This window comes from Pseudaeromonas sp. HNCC25DJ182 (assembly GCF_055413365.1).
The window spans coordinates 17,828-41,619 of the sequence record NZ_JBVAYG010000020.1 but is presented as its reverse complement, the minus strand read 5'-3'; the positions used below and the strand labels follow the sequence as shown (position 1 = coordinate 41,619).

The 23,792-nt window shown below is 59.5% G+C and carries 22 protein-coding genes; 15 read left to right on the top strand and 7 right to left on the bottom strand.

What is annotated here, in order from left to right:
- Window positions 1-756: 756 nt before the first annotated feature.
- The 3 genes from groL to ACZYUB_RS14875 form a co-directional block, all read right to left on the bottom strand.
- On the bottom strand, window positions 757-2,394 hold the full coding sequence (gene groL / locus ACZYUB_RS14885; RefSeq protein ID WP_463949038.1) for a chaperonin GroEL: 1,638 nt from the start codon (window positions 2,392-2,394) through the stop codon (window positions 757-759).
- 97 nt (window positions 2,395-2,491) lie between these two features.
- A complete protein-coding gene (locus ACZYUB_RS14880; protein ID WP_463949037.1) occupies window positions 2,492-2,785 on the bottom strand; it encodes a co-chaperone GroES in 294 nt (97 codons plus the stop codon).
- A gap of 198 nt (window positions 2,786-2,983) precedes the next feature.
- Window positions 2,984-3,511 carry an FxsA family protein gene (locus ACZYUB_RS14875; RefSeq protein WP_463949036.1) on the bottom strand — a complete coding sequence of 176 codons (528 nt, stop codon included), beginning with the start codon at window positions 3,509-3,511 and terminating at the stop codon, window positions 2,984-2,986.
- Between the two features lie 312 nt (window positions 3,512-3,823).
- Between ACZYUB_RS14875 and aspA the strand changes: the two genes are divergently transcribed.
- The 11 genes from aspA to ACZYUB_RS14820 all read left to right on the top strand — a co-directional run bounded on the left by aspA (window position 3,824) and on the right by ACZYUB_RS14820 (window position 17,977).
- Window positions 3,824-5,263 (top strand): aspartate ammonia-lyase, encoded by a 1,440-nt coding sequence (gene aspA / locus ACZYUB_RS14870; protein WP_463949035.1) that lies wholly within the window; start codon window positions 3,824-3,826, stop codon window positions 5,261-5,263.
- A gap of 102 nt (window positions 5,264-5,365) precedes the next feature.
- The gene (gene cutA / locus ACZYUB_RS14865) at window positions 5,366-5,683 is read left to right on the top strand and encodes a divalent-cation tolerance protein CutA (RefSeq protein WP_463949034.1); all 318 of its coding nucleotides are present in this window, start codon (window positions 5,366-5,368) and stop codon (window positions 5,681-5,683) included.
- A complete protein-coding gene (gene dsbD / locus ACZYUB_RS14860; RefSeq protein ID WP_463949033.1) occupies window positions 5,680-7,590 on the top strand; it encodes a protein-disulfide reductase DsbD in 1,911 nt (636 codons plus the stop codon). Before cutA ends, dsbD begins: the two co-directional genes overlap by 4 nt.
- A gap of 259 nt (window positions 7,591-7,849) precedes the next feature.
- On the top strand, window positions 7,850-8,905 hold the full coding sequence (locus ACZYUB_RS14855; RefSeq protein WP_463949062.1) for a porin: 1,056 nt from the start codon (window positions 7,850-7,852) through the stop codon (window positions 8,903-8,905).
- Window positions 8,906-9,227: 322 nt separating this feature from the next.
- Window positions 9,228-9,551, top strand: coding sequence for a GIY-YIG nuclease family protein (locus tag ACZYUB_RS14850; protein WP_463949032.1), 324 nt, complete (start codon window positions 9,228-9,230; stop codon window positions 9,549-9,551).
- Window positions 9,545-11,095 (top strand): helix-turn-helix domain-containing protein, encoded by a 1,551-nt coding sequence (locus ACZYUB_RS14845; RefSeq protein WP_463949031.1) that lies wholly within the window; start codon window positions 9,545-9,547, stop codon window positions 11,093-11,095. The genes ACZYUB_RS14850 and ACZYUB_RS14845 overlap by 7 nt, the downstream gene beginning before the upstream one ends.
- A gap of 324 nt (window positions 11,096-11,419) precedes the next feature.
- On the top strand, window positions 11,420-14,074 hold the full coding sequence (locus ACZYUB_RS14840) for an alpha-amylase family glycosyl hydrolase (protein ID WP_463949030.1): 2,655 nt from the start codon (window positions 11,420-11,422) through the stop codon (window positions 14,072-14,074).
- 254 nt (window positions 14,075-14,328) lie between these two features.
- Complete coding sequence (locus ACZYUB_RS14835; RefSeq protein WP_463949029.1) at window positions 14,329-15,696, top strand: sodium-dependent transporter; 1,368 nt, start codon at window positions 14,329-14,331, stop codon at window positions 15,694-15,696.
- 166 nt (window positions 15,697-15,862) lie between these two features.
- Complete coding sequence (locus tag ACZYUB_RS14830; protein ID WP_463949028.1) at window positions 15,863-16,252, top strand: hypothetical protein; 390 nt, start codon at window positions 15,863-15,865, stop codon at window positions 16,250-16,252.
- Window positions 16,253-16,304: 52 nt separating this feature from the next.
- Complete coding sequence (locus tag ACZYUB_RS14825; RefSeq protein WP_463949027.1) at window positions 16,305-16,742, top strand: GNAT family N-acetyltransferase; 438 nt, start codon at window positions 16,305-16,307, stop codon at window positions 16,740-16,742.
- 83 nt (window positions 16,743-16,825) lie between these two features.
- Window positions 16,826-17,977, top strand: coding sequence for a GGDEF domain-containing protein (locus ACZYUB_RS14820; protein WP_463949026.1), 1,152 nt, complete (start codon window positions 16,826-16,828; stop codon window positions 17,975-17,977).
- Between the two features lie 4 nt (window positions 17,978-17,981).
- On the opposite strand, the gene pfkB is transcribed toward ACZYUB_RS14820, so the two are convergent.
- Complete coding sequence (gene pfkB / locus ACZYUB_RS14815) at window positions 17,982-18,917, bottom strand: 6-phosphofructokinase II (protein WP_463949025.1); 936 nt, start codon at window positions 18,915-18,917, stop codon at window positions 17,982-17,984.
- Between the two features lie 221 nt (window positions 18,918-19,138).
- Between pfkB and ACZYUB_RS14810 the strand changes: the two genes are divergently transcribed.
- Both ACZYUB_RS14810 and ACZYUB_RS14805 read left to right on the top strand, forming a co-directional pair.
- Complete coding sequence (locus ACZYUB_RS14810) at window positions 19,139-19,849, top strand: hypothetical protein (RefSeq protein ID WP_463949024.1); 711 nt, start codon at window positions 19,139-19,141, stop codon at window positions 19,847-19,849.
- 64 nt (window positions 19,850-19,913) lie between these two features.
- Complete coding sequence (locus tag ACZYUB_RS14805; protein WP_463949023.1) at window positions 19,914-20,513, top strand: GNAT family N-acetyltransferase; 600 nt, start codon at window positions 19,914-19,916, stop codon at window positions 20,511-20,513.
- Window positions 20,514-20,540: 27 nt separating this feature from the next.
- Here ACZYUB_RS14805 and ACZYUB_RS14800 read toward each other — a convergent pair whose 3' ends face one another.
- On the bottom strand, window positions 20,541-21,452 hold the full coding sequence (locus tag ACZYUB_RS14800; RefSeq protein WP_463949022.1) for a LysR substrate-binding domain-containing protein: 912 nt from the start codon (window positions 21,450-21,452) through the stop codon (window positions 20,541-20,543).
- Window positions 21,453-21,548: 96 nt separating this feature from the next.
- On the opposite strand from ACZYUB_RS14800, the gene ACZYUB_RS14795 reads away from it, so the two are divergent.
- A complete protein-coding gene (locus ACZYUB_RS14795) occupies window positions 21,549-21,755 on the top strand; it encodes a DUF1127 domain-containing protein (protein WP_463949021.1) in 207 nt (68 codons plus the stop codon).
- Between the two features lie 44 nt (window positions 21,756-21,799).
- Here the strand turns inward: ACZYUB_RS14795 and fkpA are convergent, their stop codons facing one another.
- Window positions 21,800-22,642 carry an FKBP-type peptidyl-prolyl cis-trans isomerase gene (gene fkpA / locus ACZYUB_RS14790; protein WP_463949020.1) on the bottom strand — a complete coding sequence of 281 codons (843 nt, stop codon included), beginning with the start codon at window positions 22,640-22,642 and terminating at the stop codon, window positions 21,800-21,802.
- A gap of 277 nt (window positions 22,643-22,919) precedes the next feature.
- Between fkpA and ACZYUB_RS14785 the strand changes: the two genes are divergently transcribed.
- Window positions 22,920-23,135: a SlyX family protein gene (locus tag ACZYUB_RS14785; RefSeq protein ID WP_460884012.1), complete on the top strand. Its 216-nt coding sequence runs from the start codon at window positions 22,920-22,922 to the stop codon at window positions 23,133-23,135.
- A gap of 132 nt (window positions 23,136-23,267) precedes the next feature.
- On the opposite strand, the gene ACZYUB_RS14780 is transcribed toward ACZYUB_RS14785, so the two are convergent.
- Window positions 23,268-23,516 (bottom strand): hypothetical protein, encoded by a 249-nt coding sequence (locus tag ACZYUB_RS14780; RefSeq protein WP_463949019.1) that lies wholly within the window; start codon window positions 23,514-23,516, stop codon window positions 23,268-23,270.
- Window positions 23,517-23,792 lie beyond the last annotated feature (276 nt).

Below are 23,792 nucleotides of genomic sequence, written 5' to 3'. Positions count from 1 at the left end.
CGCGGTCAGGATGACCGCAAGAGGGAGCGTCACGCCAGGGATGGAGTGTGGCTCCCGGCCGGTGCAAGACGACCCGAAGCCCGGGGCCTTCCCAGCAGTCGGCATACAACCAGCCGCAGGATTGTTAAGGACCGCGGCTTCGGTCCTTAACCCGCCCCCGCCAACGGCAGGTTGGCAAATCGCGATTGCCGACAGGGCGGAACCGGATCAAACCGAATCCAGATCCGGGTCTCGACCTCGACCGTTAAGAGCGAAAATCCTTACGCGGTAAACGTCGGGCTTCGCCCAACTCAGCCCGACCTACGGCCGAAATTCATCATCCAAACTCCACGCCGTCTGCCAGGCTGGACAGCAGACAGACCGGGCGCGGCGGGCTGGCTGTAACCGGTTCGCGGTCAGGATGACCGCAAGAGGGAGCGTCACGCCAGGGATGGCGTGTGGCTCCCGGCCGGTGAAAGACGTCCCGCAGCCCGGGGCTGTCCCGGCAGTCGGCATAAACCCGGGCCCGGGATTGCCAAGGGGGAGGCCTTTTCCCCCTTGGCCCGCCCCCGCCAACAGCAGGTTGGCAAATCGCCCAAGCCGACAGGGCGGAACCGGATCAAACCGAATCAAGAGTCGGGAGTCGGGAATCGACACTTGCGCGTCGAAAATCCGCCCGTCAGGCGCGAAACCATACGCTGACTGCCAACGTCAGAAATAAAAAAAAGGCCGGTTAAAAACCGGCCTTTTTTCAGGATGTTAGCGTGAGCTAGCAGATTACATCATTCCGCCCATGCCACCCATGCCGCCCATATCCGGGGCTGCCGGGGCATCCTTCTTCGGCAGGTCGGTGACCATGCACTCGGTGGTCAGCATCAGACCAGCCACGGAAGCGGCGAACTGCAGGGCAGAACGAGTCACCTTGGTCGGATCCAGGATACCCATCTCCAGCATGTCGCCGTAGACTTCGGTGGCGGCGTTGTAACCGAAGTTACCTTCGCCTTCACGGACGCGGTTGGCGACCACGGATGGCTCTTCACCGGCGTTGGCCACGATCTGACGCAGCGGCGCTTCCATGGAGCGCAGGGCCACACGGATACCCACGGTCTGATCGTCGTTGTCACCCTTGAGCTCGGCCAGCTTGGCCGCGACACGCACCAGGGCGACACCGCCACCGGCCACCACGCCTTCTTCAACCGCAGCACGAGTGGCGTGCAGGGCGTCGTCGACACGGGCCTTCTTCTCTTTCATCGCGACTTCGGTAGCAGCGCCAACCTTGATCACCGCAACGCCGCCAGCCAGCTTGGCCACGCGCTCTTGCAGCTTCTCTTTGTCGTAATCGGAAGTTGACTCTTCGATCTGTTGACGGATCTGAGCGACACGGGATTCGATGGCAGAGACTTCACCGGCGCCATCGATGATGGTGGTGTTGTCCTTGGTGATGACCACGCGCTTGGCACGGCCCAGATCTTCCAGAGTCGCCTTCTCCAGCTCCATACCGATCTCTTCGGAGATGACGGTACCGGCAGTCAGGATGGCGATATCTTGCAGCATGGCCTTGCGACGATCGCCAAAGCCAGGAGCCTTGACCGCAGCAACCTTGACGATGCCGCGCATGGTGTTGACCACCAGAGTCGCCAGGGCTTCGCCTTCGACATCTTCAGCCACCAGCACCAGCGGCTTGCCAGCCTTGGCGACGCCTTCGAGCACCGGCAGGATTTCACGGATGTTGGAGATCTTCTTGTCCACCAGCAGGATGAACGGATCTTCCAGTTCAACAGCGCCGGTTTCCGGCTTGTTGACGAAGTAGGGTGACAGGTAGCCACGGTCAAACTGCATCCCTTCTACCAGATCCAGTTCGTCGTGCAGACCGGTGCCGTCTTCCACTGTGATGACGCCATCGCGACCCACCTTCTCCATCGCTTCGGCGATGAGGTTACCGACGGTGGCGTCGGAGTTGGCGGAGATGGTACCAACCTGGGCAACCGACTTGGTGTCAGCACAAGGAACGGACAGCGCCTTGAGCTCTTCGACCGCGGCAACCACGGCCTTGTCGATACCACGCTTCAGATCCATCGGGTTCATGCCAGCGGCGACAGCCTTCAGACCTTCGGTGACGATGGCTTGTGCCAGTACAGTGGCGGTGGTGGTACCGTCACCGGCAGCATCGTTGGCCTGGGAAGCAACTTCCTTGACCATTTGCGCGCCCATGTTCTGGAACTTGTCTTCCAGTTCGATCTCTTTGGCAACGGTCACGCCGTCTTTGGTGATGAGCGGGGCGCCATAGGACTTGTCCAGCACCACGTTACGGCCTTTCGGGCCCAGGGTAACTTTCACGGCGTTGGCCAGTACGTTCACGCCTTCCAGCATCTTCACACGAGCATCGTTACCAAACAGTACGTCTTTTGCAGCCATTTGTTTCAATCCTTAAAATCGAGAGTTAGAGGTAAAGTGCCAATCGGCAAACTTAGGCTTCTTACGCCAACCAGCTTAGGCTTCTACGCCAACCAGCTTACGCTTCTACGATAGCCAGGATGTCGGTTTCAGACAGGATCAGTACGTCCTGGCCGTCCAGCTTCTCGGTCTTGACGTTGTACCCTTCGTTGAAGATCACCTGATCACCGACCTTGACGGCCATCGGCTTGACTTCACCATTGTCCAGGATACGACCGGTGCCCACGGCCAGAACTTCACCGCGGGTGGACTTCTGGGCCGCAGAGCCCGTCAGCACGATACCGCCTGCAGATTTGGATTCGACTTCGGTGCGCTTAATGATGACGCGGTCATGTAATGGACGAATTTTCATCGATAACTCTCCTACTAAAGTGTTGTTACCTAAACGCGACCTGCTGAACAACCGTCAGAGGTCGAATCTTGTGTTGTTAGTCAAACTCGGTCGCCAGACACTAGCGACCGGTTTTCAATAATGTCCACTCCAATGTGGGGGCAGATTTCGCCCCTTCAAGGGGCAGCGACGAAAAAAAGCTGCGGCTCCGGCGCCCGGTTATTCCTTGCGTTCGAACTCGCCGTCGATGGTGGTGCCGGTTTTCGGGGCTGAGCCATTGGCTTCGCCGACCTTGGGCTCGGCAAAGGGATCCCGTGGTTGCGCCTCATCATTCAGCGGGGTGCCGAAAGGACCGCTGCGAAAGGTGGCCGAGTGTGCCGAAGCACGGCCTACCGAGCTGGCCACCCGGGCGATCCACAACCGGGTCAGGCCACGGCGGATCGCCGGTTGCAGCAGCAGCAGGCCGAAAATATCGCTGACAAAACCGGGGAAGATGAAGAGAAAACCGGCCACCGCCAGCCAGATGCCTTGCAATAACTCACCACCGGGGGCTTCCCCGGCCTGCATACGCTTTTGCAGATTAAATAGCGTCATGACGCCCTGACTGCGCACCAGCTGGCCCCCCAGCATGGCGGCGAGCACCATCAGGATCAGCGTTGTCAGAGCTCCGATACTCGAGCCGACCTTGATCAGTACCCAGATCTCGACGAAGAAGAGCCCAATCAAACCCAGCAGAAACTTGCCCATAATGACCTCAAAAAAACAGGCGGGCCGCTGCCCGCATCTCTGGTTAGATGGGGGCGCTACGCCACAAGTTCAAGTCGTCTGGCGATTTTTTATACCAGCGACTGTGCCGCAACCCCGGCTGTGGTACCGCGCGGGCGCCCAACGCCGTAGCCGAGACGATAACGCAGTGATCTGGCGCCAACTCTGTCGGGCGACACTGGACTAGACTCAGAGCCACAGGCCAGATGGACCTTATGGCCGCCACCGCCTCCCTCCCCGGCACGGAGACTCGCCACGGGATCCGGCTCGCTCCTGTCTGTTCCGAGGTCTGTCATGAGTGAAAGCATCCGCATCGAAGAAGACCTGCTGGGGTCGCTACCAGTTCCTGATCATCTCTATTACGGCATTCACACCCTGCGCGCCGTGGCCAATTTCCAGATCAGCCAGCAGACCATCTCGGATGTCCCGGAGTTTATTCGCGGCATGTTGCTAACCAAGAAGGCCGCCGCGCTGGCCAATGGCGAGCTCGGCACTATAGATCCGCGCATTGCCGACTCTATAGTCCAGGCCTGCGACCATATGCTGGAAACCGGTGCCTGCTTCGATCAATTCCCGGTGGATCTGTTTCAGGGCGGCGCCGGCACCTCGGTGAATATGAACGTCAATGAAGTGCTGGCCAATCTGGCGCTGGAGCTACAGGGCTTCGCCAAGGGTCGGCACGATCTGATCCACCCCAATGATCACGTCAACAAGTGCCAGTCGACCAACGATGCCTATCCCACCGGCTTTCGCGTCGCACTGTTCGAAACCACCAACGCCGGTCTGCACACCCTGATCGATCTCATCAAGGCCTTCGATGACAAGGCGCTGGAGTTCCATGACATCCTGAAGATGGGGCGCACCCAGTTGCAGGATGCGGTGCCCATGACGCTCGGCCAGGAGTTCCATGCCTGGGCGGTGACCCTGCGCGAGGAGATTAAGAACATCAAGCGCTGCCAGGAGCTGCTGCTGGAGATCAACCTGGGCGCCACCGCCATCGGCACCGGCCTGAACTCGCCGCCTGAGTATTCGGCACTGGCGGTGCGCCGCCTGGCCGAGATCACTGGCTACCCCTTCGAGCAAGCCGAAGATCTCATCGAGGCCACCTCCGATTGCGGCGCCTATGTGATGCTGCATGGCGCGCTGAAGCGGCTGGCGGTCAAGCTCTCCAAGATCTGCAACGATCTGCGGCTGCTAAGCTCGGGGCCGCGGGCCGGATTCAACGAGCTGAATCTGCCCCAGTTGCAGGCGGGCTCTTCCATCATGCCGGCCAAGGTCAACCCGGTGATCCCCGAGGTGGTCAATCAGGCCTGCTTCAAGGTGGTGGGCAACGATGTCACCATCACCCTGGCCGCCGAGGCCGGACAGTTGCAGCTCAACGTCATGGAGCCGGTCATCGCCCAGTGCCTGTTCGAGAGCCTGCATCTGCTCAGCCGGGCTTGCGTCTCGCTGCGCGAGAAGTGTGTCGAGGGGATCACCGCCAATCCGGCCGTCTGCGAGCACTATGTGTTCCACTCCATCGGCATCGTCACCTTCCTCGATCCCTATATCGGCCACCAGGCCGGGGACAAGGTGGGCAAGCTGTGCGCGACCACCGGCAAGAGCGTGCGCGAAGTGGTGCTCGAGCTGGGCTTGATGACGGCCGAGCAACTGGACGAGGTGCTGTCGGTGGAGAACCTCAAGCGCCCCAGCTACAAAGCCCGACGCTATCGCCAGGCCGCCGAACTGGAGTAGCGGTTAGCGGTGAGTCGGTATAGCCACCGACGCCGGGACGGATGCAATTCCCCCCGGCCGTGGTTATAGTGGCTCACCTCCTGCCTCTGGATCCGATTCCTCATGACCGATGCCATTCTGGTGCTCTGCACCTGCCCCAATGAAGGGGTTGCCAACCTGCTGGCGAGCAACATCATCGAGCAGCGACTGGCGGCCTGCGTCAATGTCGTGCCGCTCATCCACTCCATCTATAGCTGGCAAGGCCGGGTGGAGCAGAGTGACGAGAGTCAGTTGTTGATCAAGACCCGCGCAGATCTGTTCGAGCCGCTGCGCGTTTTTCTAAGGCAGCATCACCCCTATGAGACCCCGGAAATTCTGGCGCTGCCGGTGGTGCTGGCCGATGCCGATTACCTGAACTGGATAGCCGACGTCACCCTATGACCTTTTTGATCCCCTTGCCGGGACGAGTAAGCTTCGCCTCCCGGCCGCTCCTGATGCCCTGGTGTCTCACTCTGCTGCTGTTGCTTGCCGTAGCAGGGCCCTTGCACGCAGCGCAGGCCACCGCGCCCTCGCCAACCTCGTCGCTGCCAGCCAGCGGATCCGCTACGCCGGTGTTAGCATCTGCTAACTCGGCCGATGATGTGCTTAACCAGCTGGGACTGGCCCCCGCCACGCCACAGTTTTTACCGGCCGAACGCGCCTTTATCCTCAGCAGCCAGCAGCAGGGGAATGAGCTGCAGATCCGGCTGGAGATAGCCCCCGGCTACTACCTGTATCGGGACAAGCTGCACTGGCAGGTGAGTGAGGGCCAACTGGGGGTGGTGACGCTGCCGCCTGGTGATCTACACGACGATGAATTCTTTGGCCGTACCCAGGTGTTCCACTACGATCTGGACTTTGCCATCCCCCTGCAGCAGATCCCGGCTCAAGCCGTGCTGGAGCTGAGTTATCAAGGCTGCACCGAAGGCATGTGCTACCCGCCGGTGACCCAGCGCATTCCCCTGCAGGCCGTGGACTCAGCGCTCACGTCAGCGACCGCCACCCCCCAGCCTTCGACCACCGAGGGCCAACCAGCCGCCGCGCAGAACCTGACCCCCTTGCCGGATGCCGATGCGACGCCGAGTGATCGCTCACAAGCGGCCCTGGCGCAGGGCGGTTGGCAGGCGATCGGACTCTTCCTGCTGCTGGGCTTCGGACTGGCGCTGACCCCCTGCATGCTGCCCATGTATCCGATCCTCAGCGCCATTATCCTCGGCCGCGGAGCCCTCTCCACCGGCCGCGCCCTGGCACTGTCCCTGGCCTATGTGCAGGGCATGGCGCTGACCTACACAGTGCTCGGCCTGGCGGTAGCCTCCCTCGGAGCTGGCCTGCAGGCCTGGCTGCAGCATCCGCTGATGCTGGGGCTGTTCAGCCTGCTGTTTATCCTGCTCGCCGCCGCCATGTTCGGCGCCTTCGAGCTGCAACTGCCCGGCGCCCTGCAGCAGCGGCTGCAACGACTGGCCGGCGCCCAGCGCAGCGGCTCCCTGCCCGGAGTGCTGCTGATGGGTGCCATCTCGGCGCTGGTCTGCTCCCCCTGTACCACGGCCCCGCTCTCCGGTGCCCTGCTGTATGTGGCACAAAGCGGCGATCTCTGGCTCGGAGCTCAGGTGCTGTATGCCCTGGCGCTGGGGATGGGCTGGCCCATGTTGCTGCTGGGTACCCTGGGTCCACGCTGGCTGCCCAAGCGCGGGATCTGGATGCACAGGGTCAAGGTGTGCTTTGGCTTCGTGCTGCTGGCCGCGCCGCTGTTGTTGCTCGGTCGCTGGTTGCCGGAGTGGTTGATCCGCGGTGGCTGGAGTCTGCTGATCACCACGGCCAGCGGCTACCTGCTGCTGACCCTGCTCCCCTCCCCGCGCCTGCGCATCGCCGCCCTGCTGCTATTGCCCCTGCTGGCGTTTGGCAGCTGGCAGTGGTTGGCACCCACTACCTACGCCAGCCTGCCCTTTACCGACATCCAGAGCCGCAGTGAGCTGCAGCAACAGTTGCAACAGGCCCGCGCCCAGGGGCAGCCGGTGATGCTGGACTTGTATGCCGACTGGTGCGCCGCCTGCCACCAGCTGGAGCAGGAAACCTTCAGCCACCCCGGGGTGCAACAGCAGTTGGCCCACTACCGTCTGCTGCGGGTCGATCTCAGTAACATGGATGCCGAGCAGCGCGCCCTGTTAGCTGAACTGCAAGTCACCGGCTTGCCCGCCATCCAGTTCTTTGGTCAGCCCCAGCGGGCGCTGACACGGATTGACGGATTTCTCGATGCCGAGGGGTTCCTCTCCCGGCTACCGCAGCAGTGCCAGCCACAAAGCCCCTGCTAATCCGCTCCACGGATCCGCTCCACTGAGCCGCTCCACTGATCCGCTCCATTAACGGCCCCGCCCTCTGCGGCGGGGCTGACACCCACGTTTTCAGATCTCTGGTTTACATGCCATTCAGTTTGAGCCCCGTCACGCTTTCTCGATTAAGCTCTCGTTTAGGTTTCAGGGGCTAGATTGGTGCTCATGTACCAAGCTGGCCGGATTGTTCAGGACCCTGTTCATGACGCTGGCCGGTTCCAATAACCATGAGGGTGACATGATGAAAGCCACATTAATTGCATTGAGTATTCCGACCCTGTTGGCTGCCGGCACTGCCTCTGCAGCGAATCTGTATGACAAAGATGGCACCAAACTGGATCTCTACGGCCGCGCCACCGGCATGTATTACGGCTCCGACAATGACGAGCTGCGCGGTGATGAAAGCTACATCCGGATGGGTCTGAAAGGTGAAACCGCTCTGGGCAACAACCTGACCGGTCTGGGTCAGTTCGAGTACAACCTGCCGACCTCCGGCAGCGACAACGACGAGCTGCGTCTGGGCTTTGCCGGTATCCGTCACGACACCTTCGGCACCCTGACCTACGGTCGTCAGGATGGTCTGCTCTCCATGGTCAATGACTACACAGACGTGCTGCCAGAATGGGGTGGTGATGGTCTGGGCAAGGGCACCGAAGTGTTCGGCACCGGCCGCACCAATGGCCTGCTCAAGTACGCCTTCACCCATGAGGGCCTGACCCTGGGTGCCCAGTTCACCGGCAAAAATGATCCGCAAAACAATGACCCCAGCAAGTGGATGCAGGGTAGCGCCGAGGGTTACGCCTTGGGTGCCTCTTACGATCTGCCGATGGGCCTGAGCTTTGCCGGCGCCTACAACCAGGCCGGTAAGACCGATGCTCAAAAACTGAATGCCACCTTTGGTGGTGATAGCGATGCCAAGCTGGGAGCCATCGGTGTGCGTTATGCTGCCAATAACTGGTATGCCGCCGCTACCTACTCCGACGGCCGCGATCACTACGCCATCGGTGACGGCTATGCCGAGAAGAACCGTGGCTACGAAGCCGTGGTGCAATACACGGTCGCCGACAAGTTCGTACCGTCCCTGGGCTATGTCCGTTCGGATGTGAAGGACAGCAGCCAGAACATCGACGACACCGCCAACGAGTACCTGAGCCTGGGTGCCAGCTACAAGTTCACACCGGTCTTCCAGACCTATGTGGATTACAAGGTCAACCTGCTGGATGACAATGCCTTTACCAAGCAGTACGGCATCAATACCGACGACGTAGTGGCCGTGGCCATGCGCTACGACTTCTAAGCGGCGCACCATCAGAGTTCATCAGCCGGAGCTTCTGCTCCGGCTTTTTTCTGCCTGGATTTCCAATCAGCACCGATTTGTTTAACCCAGGTTCAGTCGTGATGTGCTAAAGTGGTGCAGTCTACTGATTCAAGACCGCAACCCCGATGCAAGCGGGAATTGTGTCCTTATTTACTCCGTCTCTTTCGGCAGCCACTTCGGTGGCTGTTTTCTTTTTTAAAAAACGCCCCTATTTTTTAAAAGCCTATGCCGGGTCTCTTGAGTCAGTGTCTGCATCCGATTAGGCTGCCAGCTGGTTTACCGGATCCCTTCTCCTGTCGCTATGTCTGAGTTTGCCCTTGCTGAATGTTCCCACTCTGCAGTCCCTGCGGCTCCCTGCTGGTCTGTGTATATGCTGCGGGATGCTTCCAACCGCCTGTATACCGGTATCTCCACCGATGTGCTGCGGCGTCTGGCGGAGCATCAATCCGGCAAGGGGGCGCGCGCCTTGCGCGGTCGTGGCCCGCTGCAACTGGTCTGGCAGCAGAGCATTGGCGAGCAGAGCCTCGCCTTGCGCCTGGAATACCGCCTCAAGCAGTGGCCTAAAGCCCGCAAGGAGGCGCTGATCCTGGGTCAGATCGCGCTTCCCGAGCTCACGTCATGCTAACGCCGGATCTCCAGCAGCAGAGCAATGGACACATGCCGCGCCAGGAGCATGACCCCCGGCAACAGCTGCTGGCTCATCACCCGGTGCAGCAACTGGCATTGGGGGATGAGGTCTGGTCGCTACAGCAGCTGCTGGTATTGCTGGAATATGGGCTGCGCAGTGCCCCGGATCTGACCTCGGCCCTGGAGCTGTGGAGCGAGGGCGTCAGCCTGCTGGGTTTGCCCTGGTATCCGCAATTGCAGTATCAGGATCATGCCACCCGCTTGAGTTTTCTGCCGCTGCAGGAGGAGCGCCCACTCACCACCCTCTGGTTCTCGCTGCAACTGCTCTCCCGACAGCTCAGCCGCCAATTGCCCGGTGTCGAGTGCTCGTTGGAGTGGCCAGAGCGGCAGCGGATGGCTGACAGCGCCACCACTGGCGAGTCGCTAGTCGTCCGCTATGGTCCGTTGCCGGTGCTGCACCTGCCGGCGGCGAACACACCCTATTCTCCGGAGCCGAGTCTGGCCGAGCTACATGAGCCGCTGGTCAGCCTGATCCATCGCCTGCACCGGCTCGGCTCGAGGCCACGCAGTCTGCTGGAGCAACTCAAGCAGTGGCTGGATCTGGCGCTGCCCGAGCAGCTAAGTCTGCCGGAGTTGGCCAGCCGCCTGCAGATCTCGACCCGCAGCCTGCAGCGTCAACTGGCACAGCAGCAGGCCAGCTATAGCAGCCTGCTGGAAGAGGTGCGCAAGAACCGGGCGATCAGCCTGCTGTGCCATAGTCGTTATTCGGCTCAGGAGGTGGGCCTGCGCCTGGGTTACCAGGATGCTCCCAGCTTCCAGCGCGCCTTTCGCCACTGGTTCGGACTACCACCTGGAGAGTTTCGTAGTCGTTACTTTGCCCAGGATGAACAGCCGCAACTGCCACCCGTGGTGCTCTATTACGCCATCAACGAACTGCAGGAGCAGAGCCTGCGCCAGTACAACGGCGCCCGGGTCTGGATCTGCGTGCGCAATCTGGCGTTCGATAAATCGTTACAGCTGCAGTGCGAGGATCACGACGGCATCTGGCGTCCCTATACCGCCACCTTCGAGCGCTTTCTCAGTGCCGAGGTGGAGCTGTGGTCAACGCCAAGCCTGCCGGTGCACCATCCGCTGCGCTTTCGCATTGAATACCGGGTCGGTGGCCACACCTATCTGGATAACAACGGCGGTCAGGATTATTGCCTGAACGAGCCCGTACTGCTCGGCCCGCACGCAGCCATTTGCCACCAGCTGCTGTGGTTTGCCGAACCACGACCGTCTACCGCATCGGCCGGATGCCCAAGCGGTCGCATCGTGGCCCGCCTGTTTACCCGCCAGGCTTGGACCCAGGGCTGGGCGCTGTGGCCAGATGGTCGACGCGAGCCCTTGCTGGGCGAACTCTGCGGCAATGGCGTGCAATGGCAACTCTCCGCCATCGCGGCCCCGAACCAACCCCTGCAGTTCGAGTTTATCCACCCGAGCCCCTATCAGCGCTTGCTGCTGGATAACCAGAGTGAAGGCTTCTTGCCACGCCAGCTCTAACTGGCTGTTTCGAATAACAAATTACCTATCACAGAGGCAGGGTAGCGCTAAGCTGCCCCTCCGCGCCAGGGACGGCGCGGCGGAGCCCCCAGGGATGGATCTACGGCGTGTCAGCGTGTGCTACCTTGTCGCTGTAGCACAGTTAGGAACAGCTATTTAGGCCGCGCGCCATCACCCCCGCCACGCGATCCAGCCAGGATCTGCGTCAGCTCACAGTTTTCAGCCTTGGCATGAAACGTCAAGACATTGGCGCAATCGGCTAATTTCATTTGCATCCATCCGCCTAGAATCAAGCACGAACTTTTCAGCATCTAGGGTATCAATATGGAAAAAAACCGAGTATTCAAGCTCAGTGCTCTGGCAGTTAGCCTGGTCATTGGGCTATCTGCCTGTGGAAGTGACAACAATGAGACCCAGGTTCCCGAGACGGTGGGCAGCCATGTGCCATCCCCCGACTGGCGCGATCAGATAATTTATTTTCTGATGATTGACCGTTTCAACGATGGTGAGAGTGCCAACAACGACCAGGGCACCGGCGAATATGATCCGGCCAGCGAGAAGAAATTCAGCGGTGGCGATCTGGCCGGGGTCGAGCAGAAAATCGACTACATCCAGGGTCTAGGCGCGACGGCAGTCTGGACCACGCCACCAGTGGCCAACCAGTGGTGGGATCCGGCACAAAACTATGGCGGTTACCACGGCTACTGGGCGCGAGATCTGCAGAAGGTCGATGAGCATTTCGGCGACCTCAAGAGTTACCAGACGCTGGCCAAATCCCTGCATGCCAAGGGCATGTATCTGATCCAGGATGTGGTGGTCAATCACCTGGGCAACTTCTTCACCTACTCCGGCACCTATGATCCAGCCAACCCTTGCCAGGGATTCGAGCTGATCCCCGGCGCCCTGGCCGCCGGTCAGAGCCTGCCCGCACCGCTGGCGCAGAATGACTGCAACAACAGCAGTGATTTCAATGCCGCCATCTATCACTGGACCCCGGCGATCCAGGATCACAACAACCAGACTCAAGAGCTGACCTACCAGCTCTCGGATCTGGACGATCTCAACACCAGCACCCCGGCGGTGCGCGATTACCTCAAGCAAAGCTACCGCTACTGGATTGATACCGTCGGCGTCGATGCCTTCCGCGTCGACACGGTGAAATTTGTCGATCACGACTTCTACCATGACTTCTTCCACGCCAACGATGGCATTCTGGCCGAAGCCGAGAAGACTGGGCGCACCGACTTCCTGAGTCTGGGCGAGATCTTCGAAGCCTCGACCGCCTATCACACCGAAGGAGAAGAGAAGCTCATCGCCTATCTCGGTACCAAGGAGAAGCCCGAGCTGGCCTCGGTGCTGAACTTCCCGCTGCAGGCCACCATGACCCAGGTCTTCGCCGGGGGTAAACCCACCGCCGAGCTGGGCTTCCGCCTGCGCAAAATGATGGAGATGTACCCGGATCCTTACCGCCTGGGCAACTTCATCGAGAACCACGACATGGCGCGCCTGCTCTCCCAGGGCAATCCGGATGATCTGAAACAGGCACTGTTCACCATGCTGACCCTGCCCGGGATCCCGGTGATCTATCAGGGCACAGAGCAAGCCTTCACCGGCTATCGCGATGCCATGTTTGCCGGTGGCTACCGGGAGGATGGCCAGCAGATTGACTCCTTCGACAACCAATCCAGCATGTACCAGTTCATCCAGCAACTGGCGCAACTGCGCCATGACAACAAGGTGCTTTCCCGTGGTGATCTGACGATCCTGGCCGAAGACAAGGCCGGAGCCGGGGCCTTTGCCTATCGCCGTCATCTGGAGGATGCCGAGGCACTGGTGATCCTCAATACCGCCAGCCAACCGGTGCTGTTGAACCAGATGGCCACGGGACTCGCCGCCGGAACCCGCCTCAAGGTGCTCAGCCAACTCAATGGCGATACCCTGCCGCTAAACCTGGTTACCGGCGAGAATGGCACCCTGACTCTGGCGTTACCGGCTAAATCAGCCCTGCTGCTGGAGAGCGATGGCACGGGTGAACTGCCACCGGTCGATACCAGCATGACCCTGAGCACGACGCTCGCCGATCAGATCCTCAGTGCCGATCTGCCGCTGCAAGGCACAGGAACTCCGGGCAGCACCATCAAGCTGGTGGTCGATGGCGAGCTGGAGAGCGCAACCGATGTGCTGGTCGGCGGTGATGGCCAGTGGCAAAGCACCCTGAGTGTTCGCCACTTTGCCATGGGCACCCAGGAGCACCGACTGGCCCTGTATAACGCCGGCCAGGGCAGCAGTCTGGCCGATATCAACTTCCAGACCCAGTTGGCTTATCCGGACACCCCGGCGCTGACGCTGGATGACAGTGGGGATGGCGTCAATGGCAGTGCGGGTCCACAGGGCAGCTACTCCCTGCCGCAAGATGCCAGCTTCGACAAGGATCACAGCCAGTTGGCCATTGAAGCCGCGCGTCTCTACCACGCTGGCAGCAATGTGCGCCTGAGCCTGACCATGGCCAACCTGACGGATACCTGGGTACCAACCAACGGCTTCGACCATGTGGGCTTCAGCATCTTCATGCACCTGCCGGAACAGGCCGGTGGCGCCACCCTGCTGCCGAAGATCCGCGCCAGCATGCCAGATGGTGAAACCTGGCAGCGGCAGGTGGTTGCCTTCGGTTGGCAAAACAGCCTCTATAGCAGTGAAGGGGCGACCGCCAGCCAGTTCGGCACCTCCATCTCTCCCGCCCCGACCATCACGGTGGACAAGGCGAACCGGACCATCCACTTCGATTTCCCGAGTGCCTCACTGGGACGTCCGGATAGTCTCAACGGCATCAAGTTCTACGTCACCACCTGGGATCTGGATGGCCTTTCCAGCAGCTATCGTCCGCTGCAGGCCGAACTGGGCCCCTGGAACTTCGCCGGAGGCAGCGATCAGGATGCTCTGATCTGGGATGACACCCCGCTGCTGAGTCTGAGTGAGTAATTCCCTCTCTCCTCCGAGGTCGTGATAGCAAGCCCTGCCAGCATCTGGCAGGGCTTTTTCGTTTCCAGTCCCTCTCCCCAGGCTCACCCTCCTGGAGCAAGACACGCGCGAAAGCACATTTTTTAGCGGCCGGTACTGTAACTTGGCAGAAATAACTTGGAGTCCCTCTCTTTCGATGGAAAAATCTGCCGCGCTTCCCATCAGTGGGACAAAATCTGCCAAATGCCGGCATCGACAGCGGAACTAAGGACACTATGAGTCAACAATCTCTCAGCGTGAAGCGGGATGGCTTCACCAGCAGCTTCGGCGTACTCGCCGCTACCCTGGGCTCGGCCGTCGGCCTCGGTAATATCTGGAAATTCCCCTATATGACGGGAGCAAATGGCGGCGCCGGCTTCTTGCTGGTCTATCTGCTGGCCACCCTGCTCATCGGTCTGCCGGTGATGATCGCCGAGATCACGCTCGGTCGGCAGGCCAAGGCCAACCCCATCACCACATTGCAACGGCTGGCCCCCCGTGGCCAGCCCTGGTGGCTGATCGGCGCCTTCGGCATGCTGGCGGCCTTCCTCATCATGTCCTTCTACTCCGAGGTGGTGGCCTGGGTCTTTGCCTATATCCTCAAGGCCATTGATGGCTCCATCCTCTCCAGTGATCCCCAGGTGACCGGCGCGGCATTTGGTGCCCTGATCAGTGACCCGCTGCAGTCCCTGCTGTGGCAGTGGGCAGTGTTGATCTTCATCGGCGGCATCTTGCTGTGCGGTGTGGCCAAAGGCATCGAAGCGGTCACCAAGAAACTGATGCCGCTACTCTTTCTGCTGCTGCTGATGCTGTGTGCCGTCAGTTTGTCGCTGGAAAAAGCGAGCGAAGGTCTGGCCTTCTTGTTCCAGCCGGACTTCAGCAAAATCACTGGCTCCGTGGTGCTGATGGCGATGGGGCTGGCGTTTTTCAAGCTCTCCATCGGCATGGGCACCATGATGACCTATGGCAGCTACTTCCGTGATGATCAGAATATTCCGGCTACCACGGTGCGAGTCATGGCGGCGGATCTGTTTGTCTCCATGCTGGCTGGCATCGCCATCTTCCCGGCGGTGTTCACCTTCGGCTTCGAACCGGCAGCCGGCCCCTCGTTGGTGTTTATCACCATCCCGGCGGTCTTTGCCCAGATCCCCATGGGCCACCTGCTGATGGTGGTGTTCTTCGTGCTGGCCGCCGTGGCCGCCACCGGAGCCATGCTCTCGCTACTGGAAGTGCCGGTAGCCATCATCCACGAACGCTTCGGTCTTTCCCGCAAGAAGGCGACGCTGATCAGCCTGCTGATCCTGGCTCTGATGGGCTCCACCTGCGCCTTGACCAACAGCACGTTGGCCGATTTCAAACTGTTCGGCATGACCATGTTTGATCTGTTCGACTACCTCTCTTCCAACATCATTCTGCCCGCCGGAGGCATCTTCGTGGCGCTGTTTGTCGGCTGGGTCTGGGGCTTTGACAAGCTGAAGCTGGCGCTCTCCAACCACGGTGCCCTGGCTAACGACAGACTGGTGCGGGTGCTGTTTTTCCTGCTGCGCTACGTCTCGCCGCTGCTGATCCTGCTGGTGATGCTCAAGGGTTTGGGCTTGTTTTAAGACCCCTTGGAGTCCTAATCTGCAACAGGCTGCCCTCATGGTGGCCTGTTTTTTTTATATCTTCATAAGATCAAGAACTTATCTATCGAAAACCTGGACCGACCGATAGTCTGCGCCGTTCTTTTACCGTACAGTAATTCCTCTATTCCCTGATGCGGAGGATCCCATGCTCACCACGCTGCACCGGCTGCTAGTGCCGCTGGCGATCCTGTTGGCGCTGGGTATGGCTGCGTTTATTGATTACCAGAAAGCCAGCGTGCCCATGGTGCGCCAGGAGCCCCGACATGCCGTTTATGTGCTGGAGTCGCCACGCCATCAACAAGCGCTGGCACAAGGTCAGGTGGTGCTGGCTCTGGGCCCCTGGTGCTACGGGCTGCTGACCGGTAGCCAGGCCTTTGCCAGCGTCAGCGAGGCCACCGACTTCCTGCGCCTGCAGGGGCTAAGCGCCGATAGCTGGCAGATCTATCAAGTCTCCGGCGACTACCAGTTGGATGTCAGCGACGGCGTCCTCAACAAGACCCTGCAACTGGTTCGTCCTCTGCCCTTTAGCCACTAACTGCCTTTTCCAGCCATCACAGGAGTGATGGTGATCCAGCAAGGAGCTCGCCATGTCTTTTCACCTCGATCCCATGACCCCAGCCGACTACCCGGAGGTGATGGCTCTCTGGCAACGCAGTAGCGGCCTGACCCTGCGCGAAGCCGACTCCCAAACCGCCATCGCCGCCTATCTGGCCTGCAATCCGGGCTTGAGTTTTGTTGTCCGTGAACAGGATGTGCTGCTGGGTGCTATTCTGGTTGGCACCGATGGCCGTCGTGGGTATCTACAGCACCTGACCGTGGCCGAAGCCGCCCGTGGACGAGGCATGGGTAAGGCGCTGTTGGCGGCAGCAGTCGGTGCCCTGAATGAAATAGGTGTCGGCAAGACTCACTTGATGGTTCATGCTGATAATGACAGCGCCATGGCGTTTTACCGCCATCTTGGCTGGGAAGAGCGCGGAGAAATTCGTCTGTTTTCGTTCAACGCCAGTGGCCGCGAGAGCTGTTAATACGACGAATTGAGGCCAGGCAGAACGACTCGAGCCTGCGCCCATGATGATGAAGCGATTTGTCACCCGGAGGCTTGTACACCATGTCGATCCTGTTTGATCCTCATGCCCTGATCACCATCGACTTGGTGAGTATGCTGATCGGTCTACTCACCATGCTGCTGCTCTGGTTGCTGAACCGGGAGACGCCGGGAGTCAACTATCTGCTACTTGCTGCCACGTTGATCATCACGAGTCTATTGCTGCTATTGCAAGATGAGCTATGGCTCCGGCTACCCCCCTGGCTATGGATCTTGAGCATCAACCTGCCCTACATCAGCGCCCTCTGGCTGGTCACCGCCGGACTCTATCGCTTTTTGGCGCGCCCCATTCCCTGGTCTGCGATCGGCGGCATCCTGCTGTGCTACGGAGTGGCATTGGCCTGGTTCACCTGGATACAGCCCTCCCCGGTGCATAGAGCCATTCTGACGACCACCACTCTGGTGATAAATATGGTATGGAATATCCACTATGCCCACCGGTGGATGCGCCAACGCTACCCCTACACCTATCGGCTGATGCTGATCCTCGGCGGTAGCATCATTGTTCTTCTGCTCTGGCGTTTGAGCCTGCTACCCCAGCCCCAGCAACCAGGCAATACAGTCGCCTCACCTGCCATGACTTTGCTGTTTTTCGCCATGATGACCAGCAATCATCTACTGACCCTGCTGTTTGTTGCGTTGAGCCATGAGAAAAAAAGTGAACAGCTGATCCAGGCCGCGACCCATGATCCCCTGACCGGGTTGTTGAATCGGCGCGGTATGCAGTTGGCCATAGAACGCTGGCAGCAGGCCGCACGCGCGACAAGTGGAGCCGTCATCCTGGTGGATGTGGACCATTTCAAGCGGATTAACGATACACTCGGTCATGACAAAGGCGACGATATCCTGGTCTGGCTTGCACGGCTGCTGCAGCCGCTGCCAGTCGTTGGCCATGTATCACGTCATGGCGGGGAAGAGTTTTTACTATTTCTACCCGACATCGACCTGGGCGATGCCGCTGCGGTGGCCGAACAACTGCGACAGCGCCTGCAGGACCATCCGCCTCAGGAACTCAGTGTGACCGCCAGTTTCGGGGTCGCGACACTGGATGCAGCCTCGCCGTTGCGGGACGCACTGCACAAGGCGGACTTGGCGCTGTATCAGGCCAAGCAGTCAGGACGCAACCGGGTCGAGGTCGCATCCATGCTGCCGTAGTTCATTACGAGCCAGTCACCAGTTGCTGATATAACTTCTGGGTCTCGTCCCGATCACACAACTGGGTGCCATGGCGCAGGGTGGCGGCCGTACCCGCCGCCACGCCATAGCGCACCATCTCCTCCAACGAGGCACCGGCCGCCAGCTTCAGGCACATGGCGCCCACCATGCTGTCACCAGCGCCGACGGTGCTGAGCTTCTTCACCGGCGGCGGCACCACCTGCACACTCTGATCGGCACTGATGGCCAAGGCGCCCTGAGGGCCCATAGAAACCACCACCAGCTTGCTGGCGCGCTTAGCAATCAGCGAACGGGCGGCCGTGATGATGGCCTGCGGGCTATCCAGCACCAAGCCGGTCAACTCCGCCAACTCGGAGAGATTCGGCTTGATGAGCAGCAGGCCGCCCTCGGCGACCGCAGCGGCCAGGGCCGGGCCGGAACTATCGACCACACAGCGCAGATGGTTCTGCTTGGCAAAGACGATGAAATCAACCAGATCCGCCACATCCATGCCCGGCGGCAGGCTACCGCTGATCACCAGCAAGGAGTGGGCGGGCAGGGCCGCGACCTTTTGCCGCAAGCCATGGATCTCTTCCGAACAGAGACTGGCGCCGGGCATCACAAACCGGTATTGCTCACCGGTACTTTCCGCCAGCACATGCAGGTTCTGGCGGGTCCAGTCACGGGTTGACTCCACCGCGACTCTCAATCCTTCTGCCTGCAACAACTCGGTCAGATGCTGGCCGGTCGGGCCTCCGGCCGGGAAAATCGCCAGCGCCTGGCCCCCCAGACGCTGGATGGCACGCGCCACATTGATACCGCCGCCGCCAGGCTCGAAGACAGGAGCAGCACAGCGCAGTTTGCCTTCGGGATAGAGCTTGTTGGTGAGGGTGGCGCTATCCAGCGAAGGGGAAAAGGTCAGGGTTGCAATGTGGCTCATCAGACTCTCCTTGAAGAGCAATACAACAGGCAGAACATACCTTCATCATCGAGCAGGGTTGGCGTCATTACAAGTCCGGTCAGCGAATCAATTCGACCACCCGGCTCCACCCTCGGGATGGAAGACAGCCCGCCGTCACATGCTCCAGACTAGGCCTACAGCGGATGAAGCCGGAGCAGGCAGACTCCGGTTTCAGGAATAGCCCAGACAGGAGTCGAACCATGGTGCTCGCCGCATTGAATCCCCCATCACCCCACCCGATGCAGCTGGACGGTGAACAGTTGTTACTGGCCGGTGAAGTCTATGTCCCCATCACCGAATTGGGCCGCGGCAAATCCGCAGTCTCCTATCTGTATCAGCAGGCCGAAGGCCGCAGCGCCCAGGGCTTGCCGCCACAGATAGTCCTCAAACGCTACTGTCCGACACCCAATCAGACCATCCCCTTCGCCCAGGCGCTGGAGTTTGAACTGTGCAGCTACATGCGACTGCAGCAGGCGAACATAGCCCATCCACGATTACTCGGGTACAGCACCACCGGGTATTGCCTGGCCAAGGAGTACATCCCCGGCGAACTCATCACCGATTTGCTGCTCCAGAACGCACTGGATGACCGGCATTTTCGCGCCATCTTGGAAATGGCCGCCCAGTTACAGCGAGCCGGTTGGCATATCGATTACTTCCCGGCCAATTTTGTCCTCACGCCGCACGGGTTGTATTACATCGATTACGAGGCGCATCCCTATAATGCTGAATGGGACTTCGCCCATTGGGGGATCTTCTACTGGCTGAATCCGGAAGGCATGCGTCAGTTCCTGGCCACTGGCGATGACCGCCACATCAACAAGCCCGGGCAACCCAAGCCCTGGGATGAACCCTTTTGGCGTCAGCGCGAGAGTCTGCTGCGCCGCCTGGCCCCCGAAGCGACCGTGTGAGAGCTGGCCTGCACCTCTGGTCTATGGCAGGCTAGGACTAACCCGTTGCCTGCCGAGGATCGAGATGGCCCAACCCGAGCTTCTGACGCCTCGCTTGCGTTTGCGTCCCTTCACACTTGCCGATGCCGACCGCGTGCAGCAACTCGCCAGCCGACGCGAAATCGCCGAGGGTTGCGTGCTGATCCCCCATCCGTATCCACCAGGTCTTGCCGCTCGCTGGATTGAATCCCAAGCCGAGAATTGGCAGACCCAGCAAGCCGTCAGTTATGCCATCACAGTGCTCAATAGTGGCTTACTGCTCGGCAGTATCAGCCTGCTACTCAACGAGCAGCGCCAAGCAGACCGCAGCATCGTATTGACCGGCAATCTGGGCTATTGGCTTGCCCCGGAGTATTGGGGGCAGGGGCTGATGAGCGAGGCCGTCGCCGCACTGCTCGATTTTGCCTTCGATGAGTTGGGGGTGGATCAGATCCTCGCAGAACATACGCCGCAGAACCCGGCCTCAGGGCGGGTGATGGAGAAAAATGGCCTGGTGTTTGTGGCTGAACGGCTACGCGATGAACCCGACCATCCGCCCTGCCTGCTGCGTCATTACGCCCTGAGCTGGCCCCAGTATCGGCAGTGGCGCAATCGCTCCCGGCCTGCCGTCAAGGTCAGGCAATAATCAGGCTCATCAGGCCGGCCTCGGGCGCTATGATCTGGTTTCAGCCTGTGTCTCAGCCTGTATTTCGGCCTGTAGCCAGCGCACAAAACTCTGCACCGCGGGTCGTAGACGGGTACGCGGGGTTTGTAACAAGTAGTAGGAATAGGGACAGGGCAACACCACATCGAATAGTTGCACCAGGCTGCCCTGCCGCAACTCGGTACTCACCAACGAACGCCGCGCCAGTGCAATCCCCTGCCCGGCCAGCGCCATGCTGACGATCTGGGCCGAATCGGAGATGGTGAGATTGTGATAGGGCGTAAACCCGGTAGCACCGGCCAACGCCAACCAGCTGGACCAGTTGAACGACTCCAGGGAATTATCCTTGAGCAGCGTGAAGCGGTGCAGATCGGCTGGCGATGCCGGTGCCCCTTGCGCCGCCAACAATCCCGGAGAGGCAACCGGAAACAGTTCATCATCCATCAGATGCGTCACCTGCATCCCCGGGTAGTTCCCCTTGCCGAAGCGGATGGCCAAGTCCAGCGCCGAGGTGTGCAAGTCCTGCAGCTGATCGCTCATCGACAGTCGCAACTCGATCTGCGGGCAGCACTGGCTGAAATGGCTCAGTCGAGGTAGTAACCAGCGGCTGGCGAACGACGGCAACAGGGTGATGGTCACTACTCGATCATCGTCCTGCCGCTTCAGTTGTCGCCATCCTTCCTCCAGCTGGGCGAAACCCTGAGCCAGATAGGGCCGTAATCGCTCGGCACTGGAGGTGGGCTTCAACTGGCGGGATGTGCGCTCGAAGAGCAGCCCCACCTCGCTCTCGAGCTGCTTGATATGCTGACTGACCGCCGATTGAGTAATGAACAGCTGCTCGGCCGCCCGGCTGAAGGAGCCGGTACGCAATACCGCCTCCAAAACCGCCAACGCTTTTAGACGATGCATGAGTACCGACATAAGCCTACCTTATAGATGCTGCAGTTTTTCGCGTTTGAAGCTTAGTCAGCCTAAATGGAACATTGGCCTAACAGCAAGCTCTAGCAGGAGGCTAACATGGATATTCAATCCGCAGAACAGGCAACGACCCCGAGCGCAAAGTCATTAGAGTTTCTTAAGCTGATAGCGCGGCTAATCCAGCAGTGGCGGCACAACCGGCGTAGCCGTCTGCATCTGGCCGAACTCAGCGATTACCAGCTCAAAGATATCGGCATCAGCCCCAGCGAACGCCAGCATGAACTGGATAAACCATTCTGGCGTTAAAAAAAACGGCCCCGTCAGGGGCCGTTATGTGTAGAGCCTGGGGCTTATTTCTTAGCGGCGTCAGTCTTCACTTCAGCATTGGCATCCGCCGGCTTGTCTTTGCCGATGGAGAGCAGTTCAACTTCAAATACCAACACGGAATTGGCAGGGATAGAGCCAGCGCCTTGTTCGCCGTAAGCCAGTTCAGACGGCAGGTAGAACTTGTACTTGGAGCCGACATTCATCAGCTGAACGCCTTCGGTCCAACCCGGGATCACGTGATCCAGCGGGAACTCGGCCGGCTCTTTACGATCCACGGAGCTGTCAAACTTGGTGCCATTGATCAGAGTACCTGTGTAGTGCACCTTGACCATGTCGGAAGCCTTCGGCTTCGGACCCTTGCCTTCGGTGATCACTTCATACTGCAGACCGGACTTGGTAACCGTCACGCCCTTCTTCTTGGCATTTTCTTCCAAGAACTTTTTACCCTTCTCCAAGTTAGCCTTGGCATCGTCAGCGGCTTTCTTGGCAGAGGCTTCATTGATTTTCTGATCGTAATTCTTTAACGCTTTTTCCAGTTGCTCTTCGCTCAGCAGAGACTTCTTAACCAGACCATCCTGGACGCCCTTCATGATCATGGCGTTATCCAGCTTGACGCCCAGCTCTTGCTGACGCTCCAGCGTGTTGCTGATGTAACGGCCCATGGATTGGCCAATTGCATAGGCAGAAGTCTCTTCGAAAGTCTTCAATGCACCGCTGGCGGCAGGAGCGGCGGCATCAGCCTTCACTTCAGCCTTGGCTTCTGCTGCTTTCCCTGCTGCAGCAGGCTTTTGCTCATCTTGTTGGCAACCGGTGATCACAACGGCCATGGCCGCAGCCAGCAGGGAAACTTTCAGGATCTGTTTCATTATCTTCTCCAAAACACCAATTTCAGCTCTCTGTGCTAGTGATAGAGAGGCTCGTCATATAAAGCGTTTAATACTAACCGTACTCGGGCGCGGAACAACAGGCTTCGCACGGCAATTATCAAAAAATAGTGAGCCAGATTGGGTCTGCAGACTCTGGTACCCATTTCAAGATCCGATTTTGGTGATTTTTCTACAGCCGGTTGTTGTCGGGATCGGCAACAAGCTATCATGCACACCCCATACTCCTATCGGCAGCACGCCGCAAAACGAGGCCACGATGTCACAGGAACTCAGTGCGCGGATCGAATACCTGGAAACCCGGGTCGCATTTCAGGATCACGCCATCGAACAACTCAGCCAGGAGTTGGCTGAACAACAAAAGCAGCAAGAGAAATTGCGTGTGCAGATGGATGCCGTAATCGCTAAATTGCGCGAGGGTGGCAGTTCGCAGATTGCCAGCCAGTCAGAAGAGACTCCGCCGCCCCACTATTAACGACACATCCCTGAATCGAGGTATAAAAAAACGCTCCCGAACAGACGGGGGCGTTTTTATTTTGTCGGTCAGATGATGACATTAACCATCCGGGCTGAGGGCAGGCACGCCATGGGGCGCCCTGCCCGACCTTCAGCCTTGTCTGGGCCATCGGTGCCGCTGACGGGTACGACAGACCAGACGCAGAGATTCACGATGGCGGGATTCGAGTGTCCGGGCCAACGTGGTTTCATCCAACCCAATATCCCGCAACAAATGCCCTGAATAGTGACCCAGCTCGGCACGGGCCTGACGCACAGCACTGCGCAGACGCGCTTGCTCCAGCGCCACATCCGCCTTTACACACCACAGAGCCAGATTCATGAATACAGAACGACGCATAACACACCTCCAACAGGATTTTTAAGGAGGCCGGGGGACAATGCGACTGGGGGTATTACGAGGTTCCACAGTCCGCTTGTACCGCGGCCTGTGAAAATTAAGATCAGGCAGCGGACCGAATGGCGGTCGCTTTATCAGTGCTCGGGTTAACGGAGAACATGACAAGATGTCGTAGTGAGAATGGGCTCATCTTTGCTCTCCTTCCGTGACTGAAAAACCGCGTCGATCCTGACTGCGCGGCCAGTATGCAGAAAATCGTTTACACACACAATCGTC

Excerpts from the sequence above, each read along its gene's own strand:
- groL (WP_463949038.1), bottom strand. The coding sequence starts at position 2,394 with ATGGCTGCAAAAGACGTACTGTTTGGTAACGATGCTCGTGTGAAGATG.
- ACZYUB_RS14880 (WP_463949037.1), bottom strand. The coding sequence starts at position 2,785 with ATGAAAATTCGTCCATTACATGACCGCGTCATCATTAAGCGCACCGAA.
- ACZYUB_RS14875 (WP_463949036.1), bottom strand. The coding sequence starts at position 3,511 with ATGGGCAAGTTTCTGCTGGGTTTGATTGGGCTCTTCTTCGTCGAGATC.
- aspA (WP_463949035.1), top strand. The coding sequence starts at position 3,824 with ATGAGTGAAAGCATCCGCATCGAAGAAGACCTGCTGGGGTCGCTACCA.
- cutA (WP_463949034.1), top strand. The coding sequence starts at position 5,366 with ATGACCGATGCCATTCTGGTGCTCTGCACCTGCCCCAATGAAGGGGTT.
- dsbD (WP_463949033.1), top strand. The coding sequence starts at position 5,680 with ATGACCTTTTTGATCCCCTTGCCGGGACGAGTAAGCTTCGCCTCCCGG.
- ACZYUB_RS14855 (WP_463949062.1), top strand. The coding sequence starts at position 7,850 with ATGAAAGCCACATTAATTGCATTGAGTATTCCGACCCTGTTGGCTGCC.
- ACZYUB_RS14850 (WP_463949032.1), top strand. The coding sequence starts at position 9,228 with ATGTCTGAGTTTGCCCTTGCTGAATGTTCCCACTCTGCAGTCCCTGCG.
- ACZYUB_RS14845 (WP_463949031.1), top strand. The coding sequence starts at position 9,545 with ATGCTAACGCCGGATCTCCAGCAGCAGAGCAATGGACACATGCCGCGC.
- ACZYUB_RS14840 (WP_463949030.1), top strand. The coding sequence starts at position 11,420 with ATGGAAAAAAACCGAGTATTCAAGCTCAGTGCTCTGGCAGTTAGCCTG.
- ACZYUB_RS14835 (WP_463949029.1), top strand. The coding sequence starts at position 14,329 with ATGAGTCAACAATCTCTCAGCGTGAAGCGGGATGGCTTCACCAGCAGC.
- ACZYUB_RS14830 (WP_463949028.1), top strand. The coding sequence starts at position 15,863 with ATGCTCACCACGCTGCACCGGCTGCTAGTGCCGCTGGCGATCCTGTTG.
- ACZYUB_RS14825 (WP_463949027.1), top strand. The coding sequence starts at position 16,305 with ATGTCTTTTCACCTCGATCCCATGACCCCAGCCGACTACCCGGAGGTG.
- ACZYUB_RS14820 (WP_463949026.1), top strand. The coding sequence starts at position 16,826 with ATGTCGATCCTGTTTGATCCTCATGCCCTGATCACCATCGACTTGGTG.
- pfkB (WP_463949025.1), bottom strand. The coding sequence starts at position 18,917 with ATGAGCCACATTGCAACCCTGACCTTTTCCCCTTCGCTGGATAGCGCC.
- ACZYUB_RS14810 (WP_463949024.1), top strand. The coding sequence starts at position 19,139 with ATGGTGCTCGCCGCATTGAATCCCCCATCACCCCACCCGATGCAGCTG.
- ACZYUB_RS14805 (WP_463949023.1), top strand. The coding sequence starts at position 19,914 with ATGGCCCAACCCGAGCTTCTGACGCCTCGCTTGCGTTTGCGTCCCTTC.
- ACZYUB_RS14800 (WP_463949022.1), bottom strand. The coding sequence starts at position 21,452 with ATGTCGGTACTCATGCATCGTCTAAAAGCGTTGGCGGTTTTGGAGGCG.
- ACZYUB_RS14795 (WP_463949021.1), top strand. The coding sequence starts at position 21,549 with ATGGATATTCAATCCGCAGAACAGGCAACGACCCCGAGCGCAAAGTCA.
- fkpA (WP_463949020.1), bottom strand. The coding sequence starts at position 22,642 with ATGAAACAGATCCTGAAAGTTTCCCTGCTGGCTGCGGCCATGGCCGTT.
- ACZYUB_RS14785 (WP_460884012.1), top strand. The coding sequence starts at position 22,920 with ATGTCACAGGAACTCAGTGCGCGGATCGAATACCTGGAAACCCGGGTC.
- ACZYUB_RS14780 (WP_463949019.1), bottom strand. The coding sequence starts at position 23,516 with ATGCGTCGTTCTGTATTCATGAATCTGGCTCTGTGGTGTGTAAAGGCG.